Annotated in this window: 37 protein-coding genes; 12 read left to right on the top strand and 25 right to left on the bottom strand. The window is 30.5% G+C overall.

Annotated elements, in window-relative coordinates; translation table 11 throughout:
• Window positions 1–38: 38 nt before the first annotated feature.
• The 4 genes from ACXJH6_RS01720 to ACXJH6_RS01705 all read right to left on the bottom strand — a co-directional run bounded on the left by ACXJH6_RS01720 (window position 39) and on the right by ACXJH6_RS01705 (window position 3,077).
• Window positions 39–1,517, bottom strand: a complete 1,479-nt coding sequence (locus ACXJH6_RS01720) for an RNA-guided endonuclease TnpB family protein (RefSeq protein WP_456470043.1) — start codon at window positions 1,515–1,517, stop codon at window positions 39–41.
• Window positions 1,504–2,100 carry an IS607 family transposase gene (locus ACXJH6_RS01715; protein ID WP_456470042.1) on the bottom strand — a complete coding sequence of 199 codons (597 nt, stop codon included), beginning with the start codon at window positions 2,098–2,100 and terminating at the stop codon, window positions 1,504–1,506. Before ACXJH6_RS01715 ends, ACXJH6_RS01720 begins: the two co-directional genes overlap by 14 nt.
• 253 nt (window positions 2,101–2,353) lie before the next feature.
• Window positions 2,354–2,590 carry a hypothetical protein gene (locus ACXJH6_RS01710; RefSeq protein WP_456470041.1) on the bottom strand — a complete coding sequence of 79 codons (237 nt, stop codon included), beginning with the start codon at window positions 2,588–2,590 and terminating at the stop codon, window positions 2,354–2,356.
• A gap of 13 nt (window positions 2,591–2,603) precedes the next feature.
• On the bottom strand, window positions 2,604–3,077 hold the full coding sequence (locus ACXJH6_RS01705) for a hypothetical protein (RefSeq protein ID WP_456470040.1): 474 nt from the start codon (window positions 3,075–3,077) through the stop codon (window positions 2,604–2,606).
• A 130-nt stretch (window positions 3,078–3,207) separates the two neighbouring features.
• On the opposite strand from ACXJH6_RS01705, the gene ACXJH6_RS01700 reads away from it, so the two are divergent.
• From ACXJH6_RS01700 to ACXJH6_RS01680, 5 genes are all read left to right on the top strand, one after another.
• A complete protein-coding gene (locus tag ACXJH6_RS01700; RefSeq protein WP_456470039.1) occupies window positions 3,208–3,558 on the top strand; it encodes a hypothetical protein in 351 nt (116 codons plus the stop codon).
• Window positions 3,559–3,623: 65 nt separating this feature from the next.
• A complete protein-coding gene (locus ACXJH6_RS01695) occupies window positions 3,624–3,824 on the top strand; it encodes a hypothetical protein (protein ID WP_456470038.1) in 201 nt (66 codons plus the stop codon).
• A gap of 112 nt (window positions 3,825–3,936) precedes the next feature.
• Window positions 3,937–4,101: a hypothetical protein gene (locus ACXJH6_RS01690; RefSeq protein WP_456470037.1), complete on the top strand. Its 165-nt coding sequence runs from the start codon at window positions 3,937–3,939 to the stop codon at window positions 4,099–4,101.
• Window positions 4,088–4,366: an HU family DNA-binding protein gene (locus ACXJH6_RS01685; protein WP_456470036.1), complete on the top strand. Its 279-nt coding sequence runs from the start codon at window positions 4,088–4,090 to the stop codon at window positions 4,364–4,366. The genes ACXJH6_RS01690 and ACXJH6_RS01685 overlap by 14 nt, the downstream gene beginning before the upstream one ends.
• A 23-nt stretch (window positions 4,367–4,389) precedes the next feature.
• Window positions 4,390–4,581, top strand: coding sequence for a hypothetical protein (locus ACXJH6_RS01680; RefSeq protein WP_456470035.1), 192 nt, complete (start codon window positions 4,390–4,392; stop codon window positions 4,579–4,581).
• Window positions 4,582–4,633: 52 nt separating this feature from the next.
• Here the strand turns inward: ACXJH6_RS01680 and ACXJH6_RS01675 are convergent, their stop codons facing one another.
• The 17 genes from ACXJH6_RS01675 to ACXJH6_RS01595 all read right to left on the bottom strand — a co-directional run bounded on the left by ACXJH6_RS01675 (window position 4,634) and on the right by ACXJH6_RS01595 (window position 14,578).
• Window positions 4,634–4,990 carry a hypothetical protein gene (locus ACXJH6_RS01675; protein ID WP_456470034.1) on the bottom strand — a complete coding sequence of 119 codons (357 nt, stop codon included), beginning with the start codon at window positions 4,988–4,990 and terminating at the stop codon, window positions 4,634–4,636.
• 14 nt (window positions 4,991–5,004) lie between these two features.
• Window positions 5,005–5,535, bottom strand: coding sequence for a metal-dependent hydrolase (locus ACXJH6_RS01670; RefSeq protein WP_456470033.1), 531 nt, complete (start codon window positions 5,533–5,535; stop codon window positions 5,005–5,007).
• Window positions 5,536–5,560: 25 nt separating this feature from the next.
• A complete protein-coding gene (locus ACXJH6_RS01665) occupies window positions 5,561–6,244 on the bottom strand; it encodes a hypothetical protein (RefSeq protein ID WP_456470032.1) in 684 nt (227 codons plus the stop codon).
• 88 nt (window positions 6,245–6,332) lie between these two features.
• Window positions 6,333–6,683, bottom strand: coding sequence for a hypothetical protein (locus tag ACXJH6_RS01660; RefSeq protein ID WP_456470031.1), 351 nt, complete (start codon window positions 6,681–6,683; stop codon window positions 6,333–6,335).
• 12 nt (window positions 6,684–6,695) lie between these two features.
• Window positions 6,696–7,010, bottom strand: coding sequence for a hypothetical protein (locus tag ACXJH6_RS01655; RefSeq protein ID WP_456470030.1), 315 nt, complete (start codon window positions 7,008–7,010; stop codon window positions 6,696–6,698).
• Window positions 7,011–7,075: 65 nt separating this feature from the next.
• On the bottom strand, window positions 7,076–7,240 hold the full coding sequence (nrdD, locus tag ACXJH6_RS01650; RefSeq protein ID WP_456470029.1) for an anaerobic ribonucleoside-triphosphate reductase: 165 nt from the start codon (window positions 7,238–7,240) through the stop codon (window positions 7,076–7,078).
• Window positions 7,241–7,346: 106 nt separating this feature from the next.
• Window positions 7,347–7,850 (bottom strand): antirestriction protein ArdA, encoded by a 504-nt coding sequence (locus tag ACXJH6_RS01645; RefSeq protein WP_456470028.1) that lies wholly within the window; start codon window positions 7,848–7,850, stop codon window positions 7,347–7,349.
• Window positions 7,851–7,878: 28 nt separating this feature from the next.
• Complete coding sequence (gene bet, locus ACXJH6_RS01640; RefSeq protein WP_456470027.1) at window positions 7,879–8,718, bottom strand: phage recombination protein Bet; 840 nt, start codon at window positions 8,716–8,718, stop codon at window positions 7,879–7,881.
• A 127-nt stretch (window positions 8,719–8,845) separates the two neighbouring features.
• Window positions 8,846–9,787, bottom strand: coding sequence for a Dna2/Cas4 domain-containing protein (locus tag ACXJH6_RS01635; protein ID WP_456470026.1), 942 nt, complete (start codon window positions 9,785–9,787; stop codon window positions 8,846–8,848).
• A gap of 141 nt (window positions 9,788–9,928) precedes the next feature.
• Window positions 9,929–10,552, bottom strand: a complete 624-nt coding sequence (locus ACXJH6_RS01630) for a hypothetical protein (RefSeq protein WP_456470025.1) — start codon at window positions 10,550–10,552, stop codon at window positions 9,929–9,931.
• A 31-nt stretch (window positions 10,553–10,583) separates the two neighbouring features.
• Window positions 10,584–11,045: a single-stranded DNA-binding protein gene (gene ssb, locus ACXJH6_RS01625; RefSeq protein WP_456470024.1), complete on the bottom strand. Its 462-nt coding sequence runs from the start codon at window positions 11,043–11,045 to the stop codon at window positions 10,584–10,586.
• 11 nt (window positions 11,046–11,056) lie between these two features.
• Complete coding sequence (locus ACXJH6_RS01620; protein ID WP_456470023.1) at window positions 11,057–11,344, bottom strand: hypothetical protein; 288 nt, start codon at window positions 11,342–11,344, stop codon at window positions 11,057–11,059.
• Between the two features lie 379 nt (window positions 11,345–11,723).
• On the bottom strand, window positions 11,724–12,776 hold the full coding sequence (locus ACXJH6_RS01615) for a ParB/RepB/Spo0J family partition protein (protein WP_456470022.1): 1,053 nt from the start codon (window positions 12,774–12,776) through the stop codon (window positions 11,724–11,726).
• A 67-nt stretch (window positions 12,777–12,843) separates the two neighbouring features.
• On the bottom strand, window positions 12,844–12,987 hold the full coding sequence (locus tag ACXJH6_RS01610; protein WP_456470021.1) for a hypothetical protein: 144 nt from the start codon (window positions 12,985–12,987) through the stop codon (window positions 12,844–12,846).
• Window positions 12,988–12,990: 3 nt separating this feature from the next.
• Window positions 12,991–13,233 (bottom strand): helix-turn-helix domain-containing protein, encoded by a 243-nt coding sequence (locus tag ACXJH6_RS01605; protein WP_456470020.1) that lies wholly within the window; start codon window positions 13,231–13,233, stop codon window positions 12,991–12,993.
• Between the two features lies 1 nt (window position 13,234).
• The gene (locus ACXJH6_RS01600) at window positions 13,235–14,233 is read right to left on the bottom strand and encodes a P-loop NTPase family protein (protein ID WP_456470019.1); all 999 of its coding nucleotides are present in this window, start codon (window positions 14,231–14,233) and stop codon (window positions 13,235–13,237) included.
• An 87-nt stretch (window positions 14,234–14,320) separates the two neighbouring features.
• Window positions 14,321–14,578 carry a hypothetical protein gene (locus ACXJH6_RS01595; RefSeq protein WP_456470018.1) on the bottom strand — a complete coding sequence of 86 codons (258 nt, stop codon included), beginning with the start codon at window positions 14,576–14,578 and terminating at the stop codon, window positions 14,321–14,323.
• 117 nt (window positions 14,579–14,695) lie between these two features.
• Between ACXJH6_RS01595 and ACXJH6_RS01590 the strand changes: the two genes are divergently transcribed.
• Window positions 14,696–14,863, top strand: a complete 168-nt coding sequence (locus tag ACXJH6_RS01590) for a hypothetical protein (protein ID WP_456470017.1) — start codon at window positions 14,696–14,698, stop codon at window positions 14,861–14,863.
• Between the two features lie 139 nt (window positions 14,864–15,002).
• Here the strand turns inward: ACXJH6_RS01590 and ACXJH6_RS01585 are convergent, their stop codons facing one another.
• Genes ACXJH6_RS01585 through ACXJH6_RS01570 form a run of 4 tightly spaced genes read right to left on the bottom strand, consistent with a single transcriptional unit; the run spans window position 15,003 to window position 17,782 of the window.
• Window positions 15,003–16,301, bottom strand: a complete 1,299-nt coding sequence (locus ACXJH6_RS01585) for an ATP-binding protein (RefSeq protein ID WP_456470016.1) — start codon at window positions 16,299–16,301, stop codon at window positions 15,003–15,005.
• A complete protein-coding gene (locus ACXJH6_RS01580) occupies window positions 16,294–17,052 on the bottom strand; it encodes a hypothetical protein (protein WP_456470015.1) in 759 nt (252 codons plus the stop codon). The genes ACXJH6_RS01585 and ACXJH6_RS01580 overlap by 8 nt, the downstream gene beginning before the upstream one ends.
• Window positions 17,039–17,554, bottom strand: a complete 516-nt coding sequence (locus ACXJH6_RS01575; protein ID WP_456470014.1) for a hypothetical protein — start codon at window positions 17,552–17,554, stop codon at window positions 17,039–17,041. Before ACXJH6_RS01575 ends, ACXJH6_RS01580 begins: the two co-directional genes overlap by 14 nt.
• Entirely contained in the window at window positions 17,555–17,782 is a 228-nt protein-coding gene (locus ACXJH6_RS01570) for a hypothetical protein (RefSeq protein ID WP_456470013.1), read from the bottom strand. It lies immediately after the preceding gene.
• A 150-nt stretch (window positions 17,783–17,932) separates the two neighbouring features.
• On the opposite strand from ACXJH6_RS01570, the gene ACXJH6_RS01565 reads away from it, so the two are divergent.
• The 6 genes from ACXJH6_RS01565 (at window position 17,933) to ACXJH6_RS01540 (ending at window position 23,136) form a co-directional block, all read left to right on the top strand.
• A complete protein-coding gene (locus ACXJH6_RS01565) occupies window positions 17,933–18,457 on the top strand; it encodes a hypothetical protein (RefSeq protein ID WP_456470012.1) in 525 nt (174 codons plus the stop codon).
• Entirely contained in the window at window positions 18,417–18,764 is a 348-nt protein-coding gene (locus ACXJH6_RS01560) for a hypothetical protein (RefSeq protein ID WP_456470011.1), read from the top strand. Before ACXJH6_RS01565 ends, ACXJH6_RS01560 begins: the two co-directional genes overlap by 41 nt.
• A 1-nt stretch (window position 18,765) precedes the next feature.
• Complete coding sequence (locus tag ACXJH6_RS01555; protein WP_456470010.1) at window positions 18,766–19,995, top strand: toprim domain-containing protein; 1,230 nt, start codon at window positions 18,766–18,768, stop codon at window positions 19,993–19,995.
• A gap of 58 nt (window positions 19,996–20,053) precedes the next feature.
• Complete coding sequence (locus ACXJH6_RS01550) at window positions 20,054–20,311, top strand: hypothetical protein (RefSeq protein ID WP_456470009.1); 258 nt, start codon at window positions 20,054–20,056, stop codon at window positions 20,309–20,311.
• Entirely contained in the window at window positions 20,304–20,975 is a 672-nt protein-coding gene (locus ACXJH6_RS01545) for a hypothetical protein (RefSeq protein WP_456470008.1), read from the top strand. The genes ACXJH6_RS01550 and ACXJH6_RS01545 overlap by 8 nt, the downstream gene beginning before the upstream one ends.
• A 241-nt stretch (window positions 20,976–21,216) precedes the next feature.
• Window positions 21,217–23,136: a hypothetical protein gene (locus tag ACXJH6_RS01540; RefSeq protein WP_456470007.1), complete on the top strand. Its 1,920-nt coding sequence runs from the start codon at window positions 21,217–21,219 to the stop codon at window positions 23,134–23,136.

Raw genomic sequence — 23,136 nt, 5'->3', positions numbered from 1 at the left:
CCAGACCTATAGAAATCTATAAAAGCTTATAAGGAAATCTACAAGCCCGAGCTGGCGTATGCCGTCTGCGCGGCTTTATTGCTGCGGCTATTCCAATAATGGAACTCGCCTGCACTTTTCAGTTTTTTAGGATTGCATATTTTCCACATATAGTCAGTCAGCCATTTAAAAGATTTTCTAAAAGCAGCTTTTATATGATTTACAGCCCCGTTTATATCCGCATTCCATACTTTATTAAGGGTTTTGTCTTTAAATAATCCCCTCTTGGTTCGCACACCGTTTTGCGCATTAACCAAGTTAGTCTGCACGTCTAAAACTTCTTCCGTTATGCAGGAAGTCTTAGACGTATAGGCTTCATCTACTTTTATTACCTCAATTCCTCTGTCAACCGCTTTTTCTTCAATGTAATGGATTAGCTTAATAAATGGAATTTGAATGAAATTCTGTCTTGTAGATTTTCTTAATTTGCATTCTCCATTGTTTTTTAATGAACCTGTTGAGTCTGATAAAATTAATCTATTGACCTGATGATTAATTAAGTAATTAACCGTTTCTTTTGCGATTTTATGAAACGCTGTTTTAAAATAATCATTTCTTCTTTGGATAATGTAAGTTTTCAGTTTCTTAAGATATCTGCCTTTTTCGGTATAGCTTTTTGGAATTTTTATACCTTTCTTTGTCGTTTTCCATTCCGTTATTTCATTTGAAATTGATTTATTCAGTTTTGAAATTAGCTTGTTGTATCTGTAGTTTTTGTATTTAAAAGGACTTCCGTCTATAATTACCGATTGGGTTTCTTTATCATCTATAAATAGAGTTATTAAGTTGTTTAATCCTACGTCTATTGAAGCCGTTTTATCCGTTTGATAATTAATTTTTGCTATTTTTTCTTCATATGCAAATTGTAAATATATTTCGCTGTTTTTATAAACAACTTGAAGCGACTTTAACTCTTTTGATTTTAAATAATTATACTTTTCTTTTGGAAAATAGATATATCTCATTTTTTTAGATAGATTAATTCCAAGTAAATTTTTCTTTTTTAAACTCCAGCTTACATAATTATCAAGGGGAATTGAATAATTATACAGTCTTGACAATTTTTTTGCTTTTGGCAGTCTCGGCAATCCTCTAAATTTAGAAGGATTTTTTTTATATTCTTTTAGAGTTCTAAAATAATTTGAAAAATCTTTTTTCAATCTCTTCACAATTTCTACTAAATTATGAACCTTTAACTCTTTACCGGTTGAAATCAATTCTTGATACAGTTTATTTTCTTTATACTTCTCTTTGATATAAGCTATTGTCTCTTGTTTGTTTTTGCTTCCTTTTGTGTCGCTTATGCAAGCCCTGACTACCTGATAGTCAAGAAAATGTTTATAATCTTTATTGTTCGATTTAAAAAGATTAATTGCTAAAACGGTTAAAACATTTTGCCAGTGTCTGTATTTGTAGACGTAGTTAATGAAAAATCTCTTGTCTTTTTGGGATTTTATTCTAATTTCAAACGTCTTCATTTAGTCTCTTTACTATTTTCTTGTTGATATGGCTTCTTTTTCCATTTATCTTGCAGGAAAAAACATGGATTATATTTAAAATATCTTCTACTAGCTCTTCTTCATCTGTTTTCTCCTCTTGATTGATTACTTCTATTTTTATATTGTGCAATCTTGCAAACTCCTCTATTAACTCAAATCCAAATCTTAGCAATCTGTCCTTATATAACACATAAATAGTATCTATCTCATTTCTTGCTATCATTTGAAGCAACTCTTTTAATCCTTTTTTTGTATAATTTATTCCGCTTCCTATATCTTCTATTATCTTAAATTGCTTTCCTTGTTTTGCCAAATATAGCTCTAATAGTTCTTTTTGTCTTTTTAAATCATCTTTTTGATGATTTGAACTGACTCTTGCATATCCGACATTAATTCTTTTTTTGGGTTTGTTTTTTTGCATATACTCATTATAATGTTCATCTGTGTAATATCTATGTCCGCCTTTACTTCTAATCGGTTTTAATATACCCTTTTTATCCCATTCTCTTAATGTTTGAATTGAAACTCCTATTTTTTTCGCAAATTCTCCTATTGAATACAATATTGACCTTTTTATTTTATTATTTTATAAAAAATATATTAATCTATCAATACTTTTTTTTAGATATTGATAGATTTTGTTTTACTGTTTATAGCCTTTCTTTTCCACTCTTTTGACTTTTAAAGACCTCAAAGGTAACTATTTGTTGCCTTTACGATGAATTATATAATTATTAGTGATGTATATCAAGAAGGAGGAGGCTTATTACACCCTCTTTTAATTTGCCCATTTTTTAATAATCTTTTTTATCTCTTCACAATCTTTTAATTGCTCTTTCTATATCTTTAATTTCTTTTTCTTTTAAATAGTCAATTTTGTCATCATTTGTTATTACTGTCTGTGCAGTATAAAGTTTTCCATTTTCCATAATAAACGTTTCAGATACTTTTCCATTACTTAAACTTAGTGTCAGTTCTATTACGGGAAGAGAATATCTTCTTTTTTTAGATACCTCCAATCCCGCTTTTTTTAGCAGTTTTACGTCAAACATTTCAACTCCTTTATTAAGCAGTTTTTTTTAAACCGAGTAAATCTTTTAAGATTTTGTATTTAGGATTTTCTCTGCCGCTTAAAAGCTCTCCATTGTTAGTAATTCTTTTCATTTGTTCTATTGTAAAATAATCTTCATCTACCGTAAATGCACAACTACCTGCATAGTATCTCATCTCAAAATGTTTATTAAGCTCTTCAAACAATTTAGTCAATAATTCTAATATTAAATCTTCAATTTCTATATCTAAACCGGATACTTTATAATCCCCTCTTCCGTAGTTTTCTTTAAAAAATTGAGCCATATATTCGTTTCCGTGTTCTTTTGCCCATTTAATATCTTCATTGTCATATATAAACACCATCCCGCCGTGTTCAATTTCACCTAATTTTTTGTTGATTTCGTTTTCTTCTAAAAATTTGTTTATTTTTGCAACTTCTTTTTTATCTTTTCTATTTTTAGCCTCAAACATTAGATATGCACCCATCGTAAACCTCCTTAATTTTTTTTACATAATAATCATATTAAAAAAATATTCTTTTGTCAATAAAATATTAACAAAATATATAAAATATTATATAATTTAATACATAAAAAAAGAATTAAGGAGGTTAAAAATGGTAAAAGCAGTTCCACAAAAAAGTCCACTTGGAATATTTTACAATGTGTATATAAATGAAGAATTGGAAATGACAGGTGCAACCAAAAAGGAAGCAAAAGAAATTTACGAGTGTTATTTGCATAAAAAATACGGACAACATTTTATAGATAAATATAATTCTTTGGGACTTAAAAAAGAAAATAATAAATGCTTTGTTTTAGCTTTAACTGAAGAATTAAAATTAAGAATAGTAAATGAGGTTGAAATTATTAACGGGATGTTTTACGATAAAGATTTAGATATGTTTGCCAGAAACAGAAAAGAATTGTATATGCTAACCATTAGAAAAGGTTTTAATTTAGAATAATAGCTAAAGTGGCTCTTTTGAGCCATTGAAAAAAAGTGACATATGAACGTACAAAAGGAGTGTTTATGAAAGAAACATTTATAATAAAAGCATACCTGAACGAAGATTTTACAGAGCCAAAGGCTTTGGCACCTTATTGTGTTGAAATATATTTGGCAGATGAGGATGGGGGTTATGTGGAGCATATTGATTTTGAATACAAAGAAACAAGAGAAGAAGCGGAGAAAAGAATAAATGAAATCAACACAACAGGTAAATTAAATTAATTTCTCTGTTTTTTTATATTTCAATTTGGCACTAATTAATAATTGCATACTTATTGCAAATTTTTTGTTTTTTACATAAAATATTATGTTTATTAAAAAAAAGGAGTGAAAAATGAAAAAATTTGGTCTAATAATTTTAATAGGATTTTTTGCAGGACTTTATGCTGCGGATGATGTAATATGTCCTCAAGGGGATTATTATAATGCTGTTTCTAACAAATGTGTAACTGTTGATAATCACTCCACTAATGTAAAGGAAAAAAATGAAAAAAAATGAATTTTTGCAATATGTAATTGACGCCGGAGAATACAAATATAAAACAGAAGCGGAAAAAGCAGTAAACTCAGTGTTAAAAGCAATAGAAAACGCACTTAAAGACGGAAAAAAAGTTTCTTTTATAGGTTTTGGAAGTTTCGAAGTGGTAGAAAAGGCTGCAAGAGAAACAAAAGTTCCAGGAACGGACAAAATTGTAAAAGTTCCGGCACACAAAGTTGTTAAATTTAAAGCCGGCAGTAAATTAAAGGAGTTAATTAATTCATAGTTTCTTTTTTTAAAGGAAAATAAATGTTAAAATTCAATATAAATGATGCAAAAAAAATAGGTTTTGTTACAAAGGGATATGTTCCCCTCAAAAACAAAGCAGGATTAGTTCCGATAATCGAAAAAAAGGAATCAAAAAAGAAAAAAAGGAAGAAAACGAATAAAAATAATTGTAGTTTTGAAATTATCGGAAACGTTTATAAGTTAAAAATTTAAGGAAAAAAATTTTTTCAAAAACAAACTGTTAGAAGTCGGGGTAGTATTTCTTTTATTTACCTTTTTGAAAATTGAGAAAATTATTAACAGGCTTTTGAGGAATTATTTCTTTTAATGTATCTTTATGACATTTTGTACAGCTTTTTAGTTTTTGATGTTCGGGAATCGGAGTATGAATCAGTTTTTCCCTGCTGTGACAGTCAAAACAATCCGCTCCGCATTTGCTCATTGCTTTTTCATTATGATTTGGATGACATTTGGTACAGGTAATTAAAAAATGATGTTCTTTATAGTATTTGTTTTTTTTATTATATTCCATAGGTTTAAGTTTTGGATGACACTGCAAACAGTCGCTGCTGCAAGCAAACGCAACTACTCCGATTAAAGCCAAAACGCTTATTTTTTTCACCTTTACCTTTCCTTTTAAATGAGAATTTTGTATATACACAGTTCAAAAGCCACAATGCAAAATAAAACTAAAATAATAAAATATTCGACAGCTGAATTTGTATAAAACCTCAAATGTTTCGGCAACAATGCTACAACAAAATCCTTACAGCAGGGATAAAAAAATCCTCTAATGCCGCCTTTTGTAAGCATATCTCCTATATCGTGAAACAGGCACCCTATTCCTGTAAAAAATAAAAATATCCCAATTTCAACAGCTGAGGTAGCATATACGAAAAATCCGGCTATCATAAATAAAAAAGCAAACAAAAATGTATGAGTAAATCCTCTGTGTGTTACAAACACACTTAAAGGATAAGAAAGAAAAGAAATTTTTCTGCCTATGTAAGATTTAGGCTCATCTATATCAGGTAACAAACCGCCAAACCATATACCTGCTAATGCTATCAAGGCTGAGGTTTTATCAAGAATATTGTAATCATATATAAATTTAACTAAAGGAATACCAAGACTTAACGCTAATAACTGATGGCCTTTTGCAGTCACTGTTTATCCTTAAAAAAGGAGGAAATTATTCCTCCGTTGGATTTTCATTTTCGTTTGTTTCTTCTTTTACGGCGTTGAGGTATTTTACCACTTCGTTTCTTAAAGCTTTGTATCTTCCGAGATATTTAGGTTCAAGCTTTTCGGCCGTATATTTGATAAGTTCGCTTTCGGCCTGTTTTAACGTTTTCATAAAGTCTTGAACGGTTTCAATCCATTTCTCAACCTCTTCGATGTTTCTGTTTTGTTTAATAGGTAAATCGAATTTATCTATTAAAACAACTGCTTCGTAAATGGTTTTGAACGTGTCGTTTTGAGGGATAATCAACTCCGTAATAGCCCTGCTGTTTTTAATCAGTCTTTCTTTTTCGTATTTTCTCATTCTTTCTAAGTCATCAATTCTAAAGTTTACCAAACCGCTGCCAAGCTCACCTGCAAGTTCAATTACATCTTTTGCTTTTTCTTCAACCTTATTGATAATCTGCTCCACTTTTTTAACATCTTCGTTGTTTACGTAAAACCCCCAAAACTCCTTAAACGCATTGTTTGCAAGTTCAATGAGTCTTACGGGAATTCTGAAGTTTGTTCTAACGGTAGGATTGCTAAACTCATATACCCAAGAGTTTGGATATGTGTTTAACAGTTTTAACTTTTGGTTAATTCTTTGATTTACCAACTCCATATTTACTTTTTTGTTTTTTTGTTTTGCCATTAAAACCTCCTTAATTTTTTTTCTTATTGATACGTTGTATCAAAAAAATTTTACATCATTCTTTGTTTTTAATCAATAAGTGCGCATTTTATTTCGCATATTCATTTTCTTTTATAACTTCTAATCCGAGAAGCTCTACCAATGTTTGAAAATCCTTTACTGCATCTTCGTTGTTTTCAAACACATACACCTCTATAATCAAATCTTTTTCTTCGTTGATAAGCTGAAGCTTGTTATCTACAACTTTTATTGCCGTAAATTCGGTTGTTTCATCCGGTATAGTTTCTTTTTCTCCTTTTAATTTTCTTTCGAATTCTTTAAAAGGCATCTGTTTGATTTCATTAATCATATCATCTAATGCAGCATTAAGTTCTATTAACTCTTTTTGAGAATAAGTTGACAGTTCTTTTGTCAAATCGGAATGAAGCGGAATTGGCATTTTCAATCCTTTCTAATCAATTTTAATATCTTTTATACTTTTTCCATTCCATTTTGTCGGAAAATCAAAATCATCATCTTTTTCAGGAATTTCATTTCCAAAAATTTCTTTTTTAAGCTTGGCGGCGAATTCATCCGCTTTTTTTAGCAGTTTCTCTTCCGTTTCCATTGCTTCAAGAGGGGTTTGCAAAACCACTTTATCTTCCGGAAAATCTGTCGGAGTTGCTATAAATTGTTTTCCCGTTTCTACTTCTAAAACCAATCTTTCTTTTTCATTTAAGACTATATATTTGTCTTTTGTGAAGTCGAGTTTATTTATCGTTTTCAAAGTAACCTCCTTAATTTGATTTTAACGTATTATAAACGATATAGAAAAAAAAGAAAAGAAGCCAGTTATCTTTCTTTAAAATAAACTCTTTCTTTGTGTTCCGAAACTTTACCTGGATTAAAGCTTTCAACCGGACGGTGATAACCCATTACACGGGTATAAACCATACATCTTTGTCTTTTCTTTTTGTGTTGTTCGAGGATTTTTTTGGAAGTTTGCAGGGTAGTCATTGTTAATCCTTTAAGATAAATTCCTTATTAATAGACAAGTTTTGTCTATTAATAAAGAATTTTTAAAACCCTAAAAAGGGTTACCTCTCCAAGAGAGGTGGTTAATTTAAAAAGGATAGAAGGTTTTGTTGTTATATTCAACAAAACCCTCTATTTCTAAGTCTTTGATATACTTTTGGAAGTTTATGTAAGGGTAAATCTTATCATATACCTCTTTACCCATTTGTTCTTCCAAAAATCTTTCAGCCACTTCTTGCATGTCACCGTATTCAAAAGTCACATCATATATTTTGTTGATTGCCTCATTAAAATCAAAGTTTCCATATTCCAATAAAAAGACAAGCGCATCTTTTTCGTTTTCCTCCAAATCATCTATTGTCTGTTGTCTGTATAACAAATCAATAGGATTTGCGTATTCATTTATTAAATCTGTAAAGAAAACCTCCTCATTATCTTCAAACTCCCAATCCAATAGAATAAATTCTTCCTTTACAAGATTTTTCATTATCTTTTGTAATTCATCTTCATCAAACTCTTTTAAGTCTATCCACTGGCCGCATACACTACAACCCTGATTATACTTTTGTAAATCCTGAATATAGATTTTCATTATAACCTCCTTATTTTCCTAAAATACTTTAAGCTACTTTTTTCCACCAGATTTTTTTAGTGCCATGAAATCTAAAGCCAAGCTCTTTTAGGATATTTCTATTTTTGAAAATAGCTCCTTTTGTTTTTTCAACTACTTTTAAAAAGCCGTTTTTCTCTTGAATATCCATTCCAAAATTTTGAAGCGTTTGGCGAATATTATCAATGACACTAACTTCTTTTTGGGTTGTCTCTGGTATTATGACATTTTCTTCGTTTTTTACAGCTTCTTCATCTATTTTAAGTTCTCCACCTTCCGCATGGCCTACTCCCATCTCTTCTACGCTATAAATACCGCTTATATTAAACGCTTTCCTTAGAGCCTGTGATTCAGCGACTTTTTTAAGCATTGTTTTTGGCATTTTTGCCCAGAACTGAGTAAGCTCTCCATTTTTTTTGTATTGTGCGTATTCGCTAAACTCTACCTCAACGATTGTAGGTATATTTGTGTCTTTTCTATATACCTTAGCAGTTGCTACCAAGTCAGTGGTATTTTGCCAAATCCCATTAATAAGTTTAGGAACTTCTTTTAAATCACAATAGCTTTCAATGCCGGCAAAATTACCGGTTCTATGAGCTATTGAAAGAAATCCATCTCTTGATGTGAGAGGTTCAATCTTTGTAATCCACTGACCGTTCACTTTGGAACTTCTTTCTATAAAGAAAATCTCTCTTTTTATTGGATTAAGTCCCAAAGTCTGAGCTACTTTTAAACAATACTCCACATCCTTAGGAGATGCAGTTGGTGGGAAGAATTGTTTTTTTATAAAGTTAATATCTAATGTATTTTGTGCTAATACAATTTTGTTTTGAGTAGCAGTTGCTTCCATAATAACCTCCTTAAACTTTAAATTAATCCTAAATGTGCAGTTTTTGCTAATATCATACCGCTTACGAACATTATCAATAAACCTCCATAAACTACTAACATTTCAACCTCCTTAATTATTAATTAAATTATTTAATTTTTAGTGATGAACTTCTTTTAATAGTCTTACCATATTCGTTAATCAATTTTTCATACAAAGCGGGATTATCTTTTTTTAGTTTTTGAGTATCAATTGTAGTGTATTCACTTGAATTTGTTACAGTTACTACAAAATCTGATACTTTTGCTTTTTTGATGTTTTTTGCTTCAAGATACTTTAAAACTTCCTCTTTTTTTGCTTTAAGTTCTTTTTCAAGCTCCTTTTTTTCTTGTTCCAAGCTTACAATTTTTTCAACCTCCGGCATAAGAATGTTCTGATTAATTACCCCTTTCATATATACAGGGCAGTTTTTTCTATGAGGACATTTAGAGCAATATAATTGCTCCTCTGCTTCAGGTTCTTCACCTTTTTGCAGTGCCTCCCATAGGTTTTTTGCCCTTTTTAATGCAAGTTGAACTAAATTTTCGTCATATGCAACCTCAAAATCCCTAATTTCTCCCGTATTTATGTTTAATGCAACAACATACCCTCTAACATTTTTATCAAAGTGTTCTTTTGTCAAGTGCATTTGTAATTGTAATTGTAATAACCAGCTACTATACGGAGTATCTGGTATTGAACTAACACTTTTGCACTCTACTACAACGCATTCTTTTTTACTACAAAAAACAAAATCAGGATGAATTTTTATAAAGTCGTGAGATTTTGAAGCTAATTCTAATTGATAATGATATTTAATACCCTGACTATCAAGTGCTTTTTGCACTATGTTTTCTACCAAATGTCCTCTTTGAAAAATTATAAGAGTTTCATCTGTATATTTTGTTTCAGTTACTTTGTCAAGGTATGCTTTTCTTAAACAACCTCCAATATCAGATGCTCCAATATAAGAGCTTCTGTTACCTAACGAATTATCCAACTCATTTGCTTTTCTAATACCATTTCTTAAAATTTCAGCAAATTTAGCCATCGTAACCTCCTTAACTTAATTTTTTTATTTTTAATTTAGGAACCAAAAAGTTCCATCGGAGGCTACGATGACACTCTACTCCACAAGGGAGCTACGAGTGTAAAAGGCAATATGCCCATCGTAGCCCCCTGTGGAGCCTTTTTAAGCTTCTTCTATTATTATTTCTTCAACATCTTTTTTGCTTCGAGAATGAAGGTTTGTATTTTTTATTACTCTTACTTCAAATCCCCACATAGGAGTATCTATTTCTACTTTTAAATGAGGATTTTTCATTTCTATTTCGTATCTTAATGCTGAAGCTGCTGCTTGAACAAAATCCCATCTTAATTCCTCAGGAATGTTTTTTAATTCACCTAAAACAGCTTCACTCCATTCTTTCACTATAAGTGTAGTTTCACCTGTACTTGAACCTCCTTTATCCCATTTAACTATTATAGAAGCTTCCTCATAGGTAGAGAAACCATTGTTAAACCAATAATAATGCTCAATAATTTGAAATTTTTTTGTATTGTTTTTAAAATGTAGTTCTCCTTCAAATAACACCTTATCGGGAGTGTTTTCTCCTAATGGGTTAGCCTCACAATAAAGCTCGTGTTGGGAGAGCAGTTGGTCTTGCCACATATCAAAACCATTAGGATTATTGTATGCGTAATCTTCTGAATATGTAGCAAGAACTTCTCCGCAATGAGGACAACAGATTTCCAATTCACCGCTATAAGCTGGACAATCTTTATCACTGCTTCCAGGGCAAATTACTTCATACATTATTAACCTCCTTAATTAATTTTTTAAATTTTTAAAATGGTATTTCTTCTTCGTTAATATCCATTGTTGGAACTTGATTTGAATTTTGTGTCGTTTGAGTCTGTGGTTGAGGTTGGGCATATGTTTGCTGATAACCTCCACCCATACTTTCATCTGTATTACTTGCTTTTGAATCCATAAACTGCACTTTTTCTGCTACTATAGAGTGTTTGCTGCGTTTTTGTCCGCTCTGGTCAACCCACTGGTCTAAAACCAGGCGCCCCTCGATTAAGACCCTTCTACCTTTTCTGAGGTATTGGTTCGCAATTTCGGCACTCCTGCCAAATACCGTAATATCAATAAACATCGTTTCTTGCTTGTTTTCACCTGTCACGGAATCCTTATATGTCCTATTGGTTGCTAAACCGAATTTGGCAATAGCAGTCCCCGTAGGCGTATATTTCAATTCTACATCACGTGTCAAATTTCCTACGAGTATGATTTTATTATACATTTTTAACCTCCTTATTTTACTATTTTCTTAATCCACCCGGATTTATATTTTTTAAATCCGAGTTGGATTAACTTGGCTTCTTCCAGCCAAGGATTGCCTCCTTCAATGAAGAGGTATCCTTGGCGAAATTGCCAAGAAGTCGTCCCATATGTGCCATTAGACACATATGAAACAACTTTTGCTATGTGGGATTGAATTTTTTCAATCCACTCATAACTTGGGAGCGAAAGCTCCCATTCTTTTGAAGCCTTTAAAAGGGCTTCTTTTTGAATATTTTTAATTTCTTCTAAAAAAGACATAACAACCTCCTTAATTATTTTTTAATTTTTCCCACAAAACAAAGTATACTTTTCTTTTATGTGAGTTTTATTTAACAACATTTTTTTAATTAACCTCCGAAACCAAAAACCCACAGCAAGTGGAGTGAAGATATACTCCACCTGTTCCCCGAGCGGGGTAAGCTGTGGGTTTTTATACTCTCCCTTTTTTATTGTCGGACTTACCCCAAACGGGGCGGGAGAGAATTGCCGACTTTACCACCAAAAGGTGGAAGGCACACTGCTGAATGCAATGTACCTTAACTCATCATAACAAATGATGAGAAACTTCTAAAAAAAGAAGTGCTTAATTATAAAAAATTTTTTTTGGATTTGTCAAGAGAAGAGAAGAGCTTATGTGTTACTGTTTTGTTTTAACCAAATCTTCTATTTCTTTAAAAGCTTTATCAGCCGTTTCATAATTTATTCCAACTTCCTTTTTATCTTCCCTTACAGGTTCTTCTTTTTTGACGTGTTTTTGTTTTTTAAGATACTTGTTATCCTTTACTTTAATCTCATCTACCTTAAACTCTTCCGCAAATTCTTTTATCAGCATTTTTAATTTTTCAATGGCTTCTTGGGTTAAAGGGATATTTATTTCAATTTTGGTTTTTCTTTTTCCGATTTCCATTTTTATTTCAGGCGCTTTTTGCTTTTTTAAAGCTTTCAGTCTTTTGTCAATTTCATTCTTTAACCACCCTCTTCCGTATTTTAAAAAACCTTGATAAAGTTCAATAATTTCATTTTTCCCTTTTTTAAATTCTTCGTTTTCTTCGATTTTATGGGGATTTTGAGGCTTGTTTAGCATGCTAAACTTTTTTTTAGCGTAAGAGTTTAGCCAGTTAAGAGCAGTGACGTCTTTTGTGCTTTTATTTTCTTTTATGTCTTTAATAATCTCTTCCGGTAAATTAAGGACGTTTAAAATTTGAGATACATAACCTTTTGTTTTGCCTATTTCTTTTCCTATCTCATCAAGGGTTTTATTAAATTCCTCCTTATATCTTTTTAAAGCCAAAGCGGTTTCAATTAAATCCAAATCTTCTCTTTGAAGATTTTCAACGATTGCGATTGAAGCAAGTTTGTTTTTATCGGCTTTTATTATATACGCCCTTATTTTGTCTTTACCTAAAAGCCTGTGGGCTTCAACCCTCCTGTGTCCTGCAATAATATAATAACCGTCTTCGGCTTTGGTGACAAGAATAGGCTGGATGAGCCCCTGCTCTTTTATGGAATTTGCAAGTTCCCTGACCTCATCGGCCTTGATTTCAATTCTTGGCTGGTAAGGATTTTCCAAAAGCTTATTAAGAGGAATTTCCTGAATTTCCTTAAAATCCCCTCTTAGCTGCTTTTGCATAATGGTGTTAACAGTCCCCTCTTTTTTTCTTTTCTCAAGAATTTTTTTTAATTCGTTCATTTACTTCTCCTATAAAAGCATTTTTAATTTTGTATAAGCGTTTTCGCCGTTTTTAAAATCATTATACTTATTGCATTGGCTCACTTATTTTTCCGCTTGCAGCGGCTGTTTTAATAGCTCCCTCACTATACCCTATTCTCTCTCCAAGCTCTCTGTAAGTTAATCCAAGCTCTTTACACACTTTTTTTACTATGTTTTCATTTATTTCCATTATTTATCCTTTTAAGAGCTTTCTTGCTTCTTCTATATATTTAAAAGCCATTTGGATTTTTTGAAGCTTTGTTTCACACTCTTTCTTTTCTAAAAGACAATTCATAAATTTAACTGCCCATTCTGGAACATTGCCCTTACTGCTCCAAGTTCTTACAGTTACATCATTAACGCCCATTTTCTCCGACAATTCTTTCTGTGTTATCCCAAGCTTTTTACATACATTTTTTACAAAATTCTCATCCATTTTAATCCTTAAAAGCCGGTTCTAAGTCTTTGTTTAATCTTTTTATTTCATTTTTTATTACCAAATATGCTCCAAAATTTTCTTTTAGCAGCTCTTCAATATCTTTTTTCTTCATTTCTCTTGTGGCTATTGCTTCGCTTCTTTTAAAATATGTTACTGCTTTTAATCTTTTCCCCAACACTTCTTTTTTTAAGAGTTTTGCGTTTTCTTTTAAATCATCTATAAGCTCAAATTTCCCTATTCCGCTTTTTTGTAAAAATTTAGGCGATATTTCATTATATACAATTGCCCAGTTTACTTTTTTCTTATTTAATTCATCTATATACGTTTTAAGTTCCATTATAAATTCATATGAAGGTTTTTCACTTGTAGTTCCTACCTTAATAGGAATTATAACTGTATCAATATAAGGCAATACTTTCAATAAATCCTCTGTAATACCGCCTTTTGTATCAATTATAATATTTTTAAACTCCTTGCTTTGGGATAAGAGTTCCAAAAAGTCTTCAAGTTCGATATTTTCCTCTTCTTTCACCTTTCCAAAATCCACTATCTTTTTATAAGGGTAAATATCGGCGATTTCTCTTGATAAGTCTAAATTTAAGATTAAACTTTTAGGTAAATCAATTAACGTGGCAAGTGTGGTTTTCCCAACTCCTCCTTTATCGTTTGCAAGTAAAATAAATCTCTTTTTCATATCATCTTCCTTATCGTTTTGTGTAATTTTATCTATTTCCTCCATATTGTCGTAAATGTTTTCCATTTTTTCTCCTTTTTTATTTTCCTCTATCCATCTTTTTTTGTTTTGAGCTACGAAATTTTTTAATGATTGTAATGAAAGTTCTTTACCTATAGCTTCTTCTATTGCTATTTTTATCAGAGGCATTTTTGTTTTATTTAGTATCGCCTCTTTTATTTCTTCTTCTAAAACTTTATATATGTCTGAAGAATTCTTTAACTTCTTTATTATTTTTAATTTATCCTGACTAATTGTTATCATTTTTTCTCCTTTTAGGATATCATTATATGGGAATTACATAGGAAAAAATTCTTATCTTATAAGAAAAAAATATCTGTAAAAAGGACCTTAAAGTCCTTCTACATATGCCGTTATCAAAAATAACGGTATAATTAAATTTATCATATAATACTCCCAATAATAAGATGGGAGATTTTGGGATTTTTTTATATAGACATATGAGGAAATTGCTATATATCCCATAGCTACTAATGCTGTAGTAAAGCTATGGGGGAGAAAAAGCAATAGCAATATTGGAATATATGCGTGTGTTAATTGTTTAAACACATAAATTTTTTTAGATTTAGAAAAAGTTTTATTTTTCATTTTTTCTCCTTTTTTTAGGTTTTTTATTTATATAATAATAGCATTTTAAACTTAAAGAGTGCTTAAAAAGTTCGTATAAAGTATAAAAATAGTTTTAAAAACGCATAAGGAAAATAAATGACCTGGAAATTGATTTATTTTATATTGTTGATTTTGGTTCCGATAATAGTGTTTTTAGTGCATTCGGAGTATTTGTATGCTGGGATATGGTTTGGAATAGGGGGAGTAATTTTATTTTTGGAATTAAGTGAAAAGGGGAGAAAAATTATGGAGGACTTTTTTTAATATATATGTGAGCTACCCCGCCCTAAAGAGCGGAGATTTTCTGAAAATACAAAATGATTAACACGCAGGGACAAACCCTTCGTGTTTAAAGACGGCTTTTTTTTCTACGCTTCCGTCTTCTTTTTTGCTCCAAAAATAATCAAATAAGCTTAACAACTTCGTCTATAGAATTGTTTTTTACGTAAGCTATTCCGTATTCTTTTGATTTAATCTGTTCAAATATTCTGCCGTCTTTTATACCGAGCTTTTTCCTTACAACCGGCTGTTCGCTTTCGTCAGTGTTCAGCACAATCTTTGTGGCAATGTTGCTAAGCATTTCCTGAGAGTAATGTGCTATTCTTTGCGATGCAAGTATTATTCCAAGTCCGAATTTTCTTGCTTCGCTTACTATTCTATTTATGTAATGCAGATCATTGTTTCTTTCTTTGTTTGGAAGGATAAGTTTGCTTTCGTCTATTACGATGTATGTGTTGAGGTTTGAAGTTTCGTTTTGTTTGTATTCGTATCTCATTCTAAGTTTTGTAAATATTCTTTGAATAATAAGGTTTGCCACAAAGAGCATCAAATCATCTTCAAGATATTTTAAATTGAACCTGAAAACATTATATTCTTTTTTCAATACTGGGTTGTTTTTCGAAAAAATTTTGCTTTCTATCATTGAATTTATATAGATTTCGATGGATTCAAGCGAATTCAATACGTTTTTTTTTGTGTAAAATCCGAAGTCTTTAATGCCGAGTTTTTCTTCAATGCTCTTTTCCTTTTCAAGCAGTTCTTTTTTATACATTTCATAAATATCATCGGCCGCCTTTATTAGTTCCGCATCGTTTTTGTAATTCGATTTGTTTTTAAGCAGTTCTTTAAACTGGTTTACAGCTACTGAAAAGTCAGGAGAGGTTTTGTTTTTTTTCATTTCCTGCAGGATTGTTATGATGTTCCTGATAAGATTTGCCAAATCTTCCAATGTAGGAAGCTGTGAGGCGGGTTTGTTCCACGTAGATTTGTCGTCCGGATTGTATCCCTTTTGAATATATACGTCAAGAAGCAGTTTTTTTAAAAGGGCTTTTCTTAAAGGGGACATAGAATTGAAAAACGAATTTTCAAAAATTTTAATCAGTTCGTCCACCCTGTTGTAAATCCCGCCGGCTTTGGAATAATAGTCAAATTCAAATACGCCTATGCCGGCTGAGGTGGGGGAATTTTTATTGTATTCTATCGTTTGCGATTCTTTTATTTCCAAATCCCCGTGAAAATCTATAACGAAAACATTTATTCTTTTTTTTTCATTCAAAGCAAAATGTCTTAATATGTTCCTTAAAAGGAAAGTTTTACCGCTGCCCGATTTTCCTATAATCATTAAGTGAGGATTCTGTTCGGTTCGGTAATTCCATACGACCTCTTTTGAGGGAATAAAAAGATTGTGTCCTAATTTATACATTATTTTTTCTCTCCTTTGCGTTTACAATGTATCCGTATTTCTCAAAACTCTTATTAAGATAATTTAAAAGATTGGCGGAAATCGGTTTTTTTATAATCAGGTTTATTATGCCGTATCTTGATTTGATGGGTGATATGTACTTGATTTTAAAATCGTCTGCGGTATAGATTGATTTAAAAACCGATATTATTTTTTCATTTATTATGGCTTTTACCGAACTGCGCGTAATTATTTTTGCCACAGTAAAGAATTTGTTAAAGTAAATCGGCTTCTCTTTTCTGAATATTTTTGGTTTATCGGACAAATAAAGCGAAAACACATTTCCCTTTTCGACTGAAAAATTAAGCCTGACGTTTGTTTTAGGGACCTGTATCAGCAGGATGTTTTGGAGTTTTTTGTTATCATCATCTATAGGGGAAAAATAATAAAATTTTTTTCCTTCTTTTTGGAGTGTTCCGGTAATAATTTTTTTGTTTCTGAGATACATATTCAGGTAATTTTCCCATTTTTTAATCGAATAGCGCTGTATTTCGTCTTCTAAAGCGGTTCTAAATTTTCTTATTTCGCTTATGTCAAAATACTCATATAATATACCGTTTACGTATAAACCGTCATCGTCTAAAAGGATATTGTCTTCATTTAAGTGTTTGCACATTATTTCATAAAAAATCTCCTCCACCTCATCGGGTGTTATGTTGTAAACCGAACCAATTTCCTTGAATATTTTTCTTGCTTCTTCAATTTTCGCCATACACTCCCTTTGTGAACGAAAGAAATCTTTTTATTTTTTTTCTTTTCTTTTCCGGTATAGAGGAGGCTATATCTAACAATTTTTCAAAAACAACGTCAAGAAATTTCATAAAACGTTTTTTTTCTTCCTCTATTCCATCTTTATATTTTATTCTGTCTAATTTTTTAAAGAGGGTATATAAAGGCTGTATATCCGTGTCTATAATTAAATCCACCGTTGTTGAGGCATAGTGTTTAGAAGGGTAGATAAAGTTGCTTTTATCAAATGGGAGCCCGTTTACGTAGCTTTCTGTTGCGAATTTTGTAATGTTATTTGAGATTTCTTTAAGTTTGGCGATTTGGGCTTCATCCAAGTACTCTATGTTTTCTTTTATAGTTTTAAGTATAAAAGCGATTTTGACAATTTTTATATACGGGAAAAGCGAACCCGTGTTGTATATATTGTATTTGAAAGTAGGATATATTCTTATTTGCCTAAGCCAGTTTTGTTTAATAAGCGGCATTCAGCTTTCTTTATCGTTTTTGGTGCGGTTGTCGCTGACTATTATTCCAAGAATCTGTTCCAGTTTTTCTTTATCCACCCTTATTAAATGCTTTTTTCTCCATTCGGGATTTTTTACCGCAAGTTTCAATGCGTCTTCCACAGCCTGGGCTTTATTTTCCAACAATGAATAGATTAATTTAAGCTCTCCGTTTTCGTCTTTCAGGTTCAGGTTGATTCTCATTCCCATCAATATCCTTTTTTTCTGTTATTTTATCAATCATTTATAAAAAAAAGAAGCAGTTTGCGGGTAAACTTTATGCAGTTTCTGCGAAAAGTTATTGATTTTATGCAGTTTTTGCGTTATAATACATATTAGACTTCTAAAAAGGAGAATTAGATGAATGTGGCGGCGAAAGGGGAAACTTTAAATATTGAGGAACTTATAAAAAGATTTAAGGAAGACAGCCAGGAACTGATAAAAGGCTTCCAGGAGAGAATTCCCGAAGAGTTTATAAATGATAATTTAATAAAAACATATAATATAATTAAAAAACGTTTTAAAAACGTAAAAGAAATAAAAGATACAATAAGAGCCGCTGAAGCGATAATTATAACTTCAAGGGGAGAAACTTTAAAAAACGCAGCAAGACTTTATTTGAGTTCTTTATGCTGTTTTTCTCACTTAAACGAAGATGAAACACTTGTTTTATATATGCCAAGCCTTTGGATAATATCTAAAATTCACGAGAGAATACTTTCAAGAAAAAAAAGAAGACTGCCCCTTGAGGACGAAATATTTGAAGATATAAAAAGGTATGAGTTTCCGGTTATACCTGAAGAGAGGTTAAAATTACGAATCAGAGAATATTTAAGGAGAGAAAATGAGAAAACTCTTTTTGATTTTGTTAATGACGATTGTTAGTTTTGCAAGCCAGTATCTGCCTTTTATATTAAATGCGATAAAAGACAATTTAAAACCGCCGGTAAAATTAAGTTACGGAGAGATAAAAAAAGTTGAGGTGGAAGGGCAAACAACACTGGTTTTATATATACATACAACCAAGAAGGTAGAGTTTCAAAAGAAAATATGCAGGCTGCCTTTGTTTCAGGATATAATCAAAGAAGACGGAACCGTAAAATATATACTGGACGGTAAAAGCACAGGTGAGTATGTTTTTAACAAAGAGGTTTGCGGCGGTGAGAACATCAAAAAGAGCATAAAGAAATAGCGTGAAGTTTGATATAGAAGCGTTAAAACAGATACCTCTTGAAGACGTTTTGGAACTACTTGGGGCAAGAAAAGCCGCATCCTCTTCCTATTCAAAAACGGTTCCTATGCACTGCTTTTGTGGTGCGCATAAAAACGGCGACAGGCATCCATCTCTCATTGTGTGGAAGGATAAGAATATATGCAAATGTATGGTTAATCCGGAAATTAAAGGCGATGCGATTAACATTGTAAAAACGGTTTTATTTAACGGGGATTTTAAACAGGCCTGCATTTGGCTGCACGAGAATTTTGAAATTCCTTATTTGGAAGACGATGAAGAGTATAACAAGAAAACGATTAAAGAATCCCATAAAAATTTTATTCAAAAAAAAGGCTTAAAAAGAAAAGCCAAGAAATTGGAATGTATAAAGATTAAAGATTTTAAAAAAATAAATTTATCGGATTTTTTACCTAAGTATAAGGATTTAAAAACCGCACAGAAACTGAAACTTTTATATGCTTTTATATATCAGTTTGCTTTAAAAACAAATCAAAATATCAAAACGGAATACTATTACTCAAGAGGAATACGAGAGTGTGCTTTTATTGATAAAATAGGCTGTTTAAGCAAGGATGATTTGAAAGAGCTTTCTAAGATTCTTTTAGAAACTTTTCCTTATGAAGATTTGGTTGAATTTAAGATAATCAATCCTACAGACCACTACAACAGGCCGCTTGAATTTAGATACATTACCAAAGAGGCTTTTTGTGTTGTTCCGAGTTTTGAACTGAATAATAATCTTCTAAACGGACTTATTTTAAGGGCGACTAAAACTTATGACTGGCAAAATGCAAAAGAGTTTCAAATTTCTTATCCCGAAGCTTTAATACCGATACCATTTCCTTTCAGCAGAAAAGATTTGGAAAAAGAAAAAGTGATAATAACTGAAGGACATATTGACGCTATGTCCATTGCGCAGTATTTAGACGGTACATATGCTTTTCTTTCGGTTCCGGGCATTTATAATGCTAAAGAAGAATACCTTTGCCTTTTGAGAAACAAAAAAATCTATATTGCATTCGACCAAGATAAAGCAGGTATAGAAGGAGCAAAAAGACTTGTTGAAATACTTGACAAATACACTGATAATATTGTTTTACTTGAATGGAGCAGTGAATTCGGGAAAGATTTAAATGAACTTTTAAATAATGGGTATATGAAGTTTTTAATTGAAAAATTTGAGCTGTAAATTGTAAAAAATAAGTGTATAATTAGACTGAAAAAAATATTAATTAAAGGAGAGCGGTATGAATTTCGAAGAACTTCAAAAAGCACTTGAAGAAAGAGAATTTGATGTGATAAGAAGCATTAAAGTAAAAAAAAGAACAAAAAATATGCTTGACAAATTGGCAAAGGCCGGTGTGGATGTAGGAGCTATTATTGACCTTGCATTGGAAAAAATAAAACTGGAGAAACTTGTAAAAGATGTGGAAAAAAAAGCTAAGTACAACAGTGAAAATTCTCAATTAAATACTCAAGCAAACAAGGATGTATTAGATGGCTGATATTAATAAAATCAAAAAGCAAAACGCTTTTTTTATTCCTAATTTTTCTCTTTCTTTTCGTGAGTATCTTGATATTTTTGCGGTGTTTCACACAAAAGAAAGAGTTAATCTTTTTATGAAGAAAGTAATTGTTAACGCAAAAAAATTCTATGATGAAAACAGGGAAAAAGATTATCCCTGTCCTATACAAATCAATAATTCAAATCCTTATGTTTTTGGTGTCGATTACGGGTTTTTTCTTAAAAATCTGATTGATTTTCTTATAGAAGAGGGGGGTATAGAAGAAGAGGAAGAAAAGAAAAAAGTTCCAAGATTGATTTACCTTTTTTACGGTGTGGATTTTAAAAATTACAAAATGAATTTTCCGGCTCAGGTGTTAATGAAAACACTTTTTGGAACTATTTACTCTATTACTTCTTATAAAGTTACGATGCTTAAGGGTAATATTTTTTATCCGTTTTTTGTTGAAAATAAAGTCGGAGAAATTTATAAATTGAATATGTTTTTTGTAAAAAAAACTGCGCTTAAAAACGTTTTTGAAGATAAAAAAAACATTGAGTTAATAATGGATTTTTTTGAAGAAAACAGTAAAAGTTTTATTAAAAAAAAGCTTGACTATACAGTGGCAAAAGAGCTTTTTACCGTAGAGAAAAACATTGAATAACAATAAGTTTTTTTCTTTGTTTTTATGAGTGAAGCTTCTATATTTATATTATAATATAATTTTATATAATATTATATTAAATTATATTATAATGTGAAGTATAATAGTCAAATTATATTATAATATAAATTTGAAATTATATTATAGTGTAATGCGGATTAAATGTGGAGGAAAAAAAAAGATTTTTTTTAGATAAAACCGTTAAAAAATTTTGATTAGAAAAAGAAAAAAAGGTTAAATAATGAATGAAGAACTTTTGAAATATCTTTTGGTTATTTTACCTTATCTGATTGCTTTATTTGGAGGAATATTTTTGGTTTTACTTTTTTTTAAAATTTCAGAGAAAAAAAATGAGAAAATTTGGACAAACGATTTGAAAAAAATCTTGAAAGAAAAAGAGATAGAAACTGACAAAGAACTTCATGAAAAAATTTTAATAAGAGAAAGCTATATAAATTCAATAGAAAGACTTAGAAAATTTTTGATTAACATTTACAAAAAAAGAAATGAAGTTTTTCATCTTACCCCGCTTGACGCTTATATGCTTATAGAAATTTTTCCTTTTGACATACGTAAATCAAAAGACGGTAAATATTATTTGATTAATAAAAACGATTTTATAATGTTTTTAAAACTGCTTGTAAATAAAAACCATACTTTTATTTCAGATGAAAAAATTTTAGAAATAAGGGATAAAATAGTCAAAAAGCTTCTTTCATTCGATGAAAGGCAAATTGTAATAGATGCAAAATACGTTTTTGACCTGATTAGAAATACACAGATACCAAATCCAAATATCGAAGACCAAAATTTTATAAAATTAACAACCGCATTTGATGAAGATGTTTTATTTAAAATCGAGGAACCTGAAGTTTATGAAAAAGAATATAAAACTAAAAAAGAAAAAATTGATAAAAAGAATAAACATAAAGACAAAGATGTTTCGATAATAAAAGGTAAAGAACACGATTACATGATTGATTTAAAAACCGGAATACAATATGTGATAAACAAAAATAAAAATTCGGACAATAAAAAAGAAAAAAATAAAGACGTTAACGACAGATTAAGCAAACTTATTGAAAACCTTACTATTTTGATTGCGTCACAGCCACAGCAGATATCACAGTCAATTAAGGAAGTAATTGCAGAGATTAAAACTAAAAGCGATATAAACGAAGACAAATTAAAAAGCATTATAGAAAAAGATATAATTGAAAAAATGGATGAAACAGACGGTAATGAAAACATTAAAGAAATTAAAAAAAATACACAAACACTTTTAAATGAAATTTTAGGTGAAATGCCAAATATCACAGGGGCAGAAAATAAAAACGTTTTAAATGAAAATAAAACGGATAATTTAGACCAATCACTTGATGAAAGTTTGAACACTGAAAATAAAGAAAATAAAAGCAATGTACATAATATAATCGCAGACGGACAGAAAGATAAGAATGAAAAGCCAAAACAAAACCCTAAAGACGGATTAAAAGATAAAAACATTTCAAAAGAAAATGAAGCGTTAAACAAAAACGAAGCAGAAACAGTTTTGGCTGCAGAAGAAAATGTTGAAGGAAATGTTTCGGTTCCGGAAAACAATAACGTTCAAACGTCTTTAGAAAGCCTTTATGAAATGAGTGATGATAGTTTTTTAAATGACTTTGGAATTAACGGAAATGAAGATAACACATTCCAGGCACAAATGAATGAAGAACAAAAAAGCGACAGGTTGTTTTTCTTTTTTAAAGAAATTGAAAACGGAGAGCTTGAAATTGACAAAGATAAAAAAGAAAAAATAAAAACACTTCTTTTTGAAGAAGTAAATGAGATTTATTTTGCGAAATTTAACAGGGCGTATTTTATTTTGCTTGAAGATTTTATAAAAATTCTTTACGAAGTTGAAACTGATAAAATAGAAGCCAAAATCGACATTAAATTAAACGAATTTATTAAAGAAAAAAGTGATGACGAACTGTTTAGGATTTTTTCAAGATTAATTGAAAATATAGAATTTTTTAAAGGCATACTTGAAACCAACAACAGAAAATTTTATATAAAAATCTTTTTAGGTAAAGAGTTTATCAATAAATTTAAGGAAAAAAATTTAATTAAAATTATAAAATACAACGAAGTGAAGAAAGAAGAGCACAAAGGGTAA

The organism is Caminibacter sp. (assembly GCF_053999135.1).
This window is presented reverse-complemented; position numbering and strand designations above follow the sequence as displayed.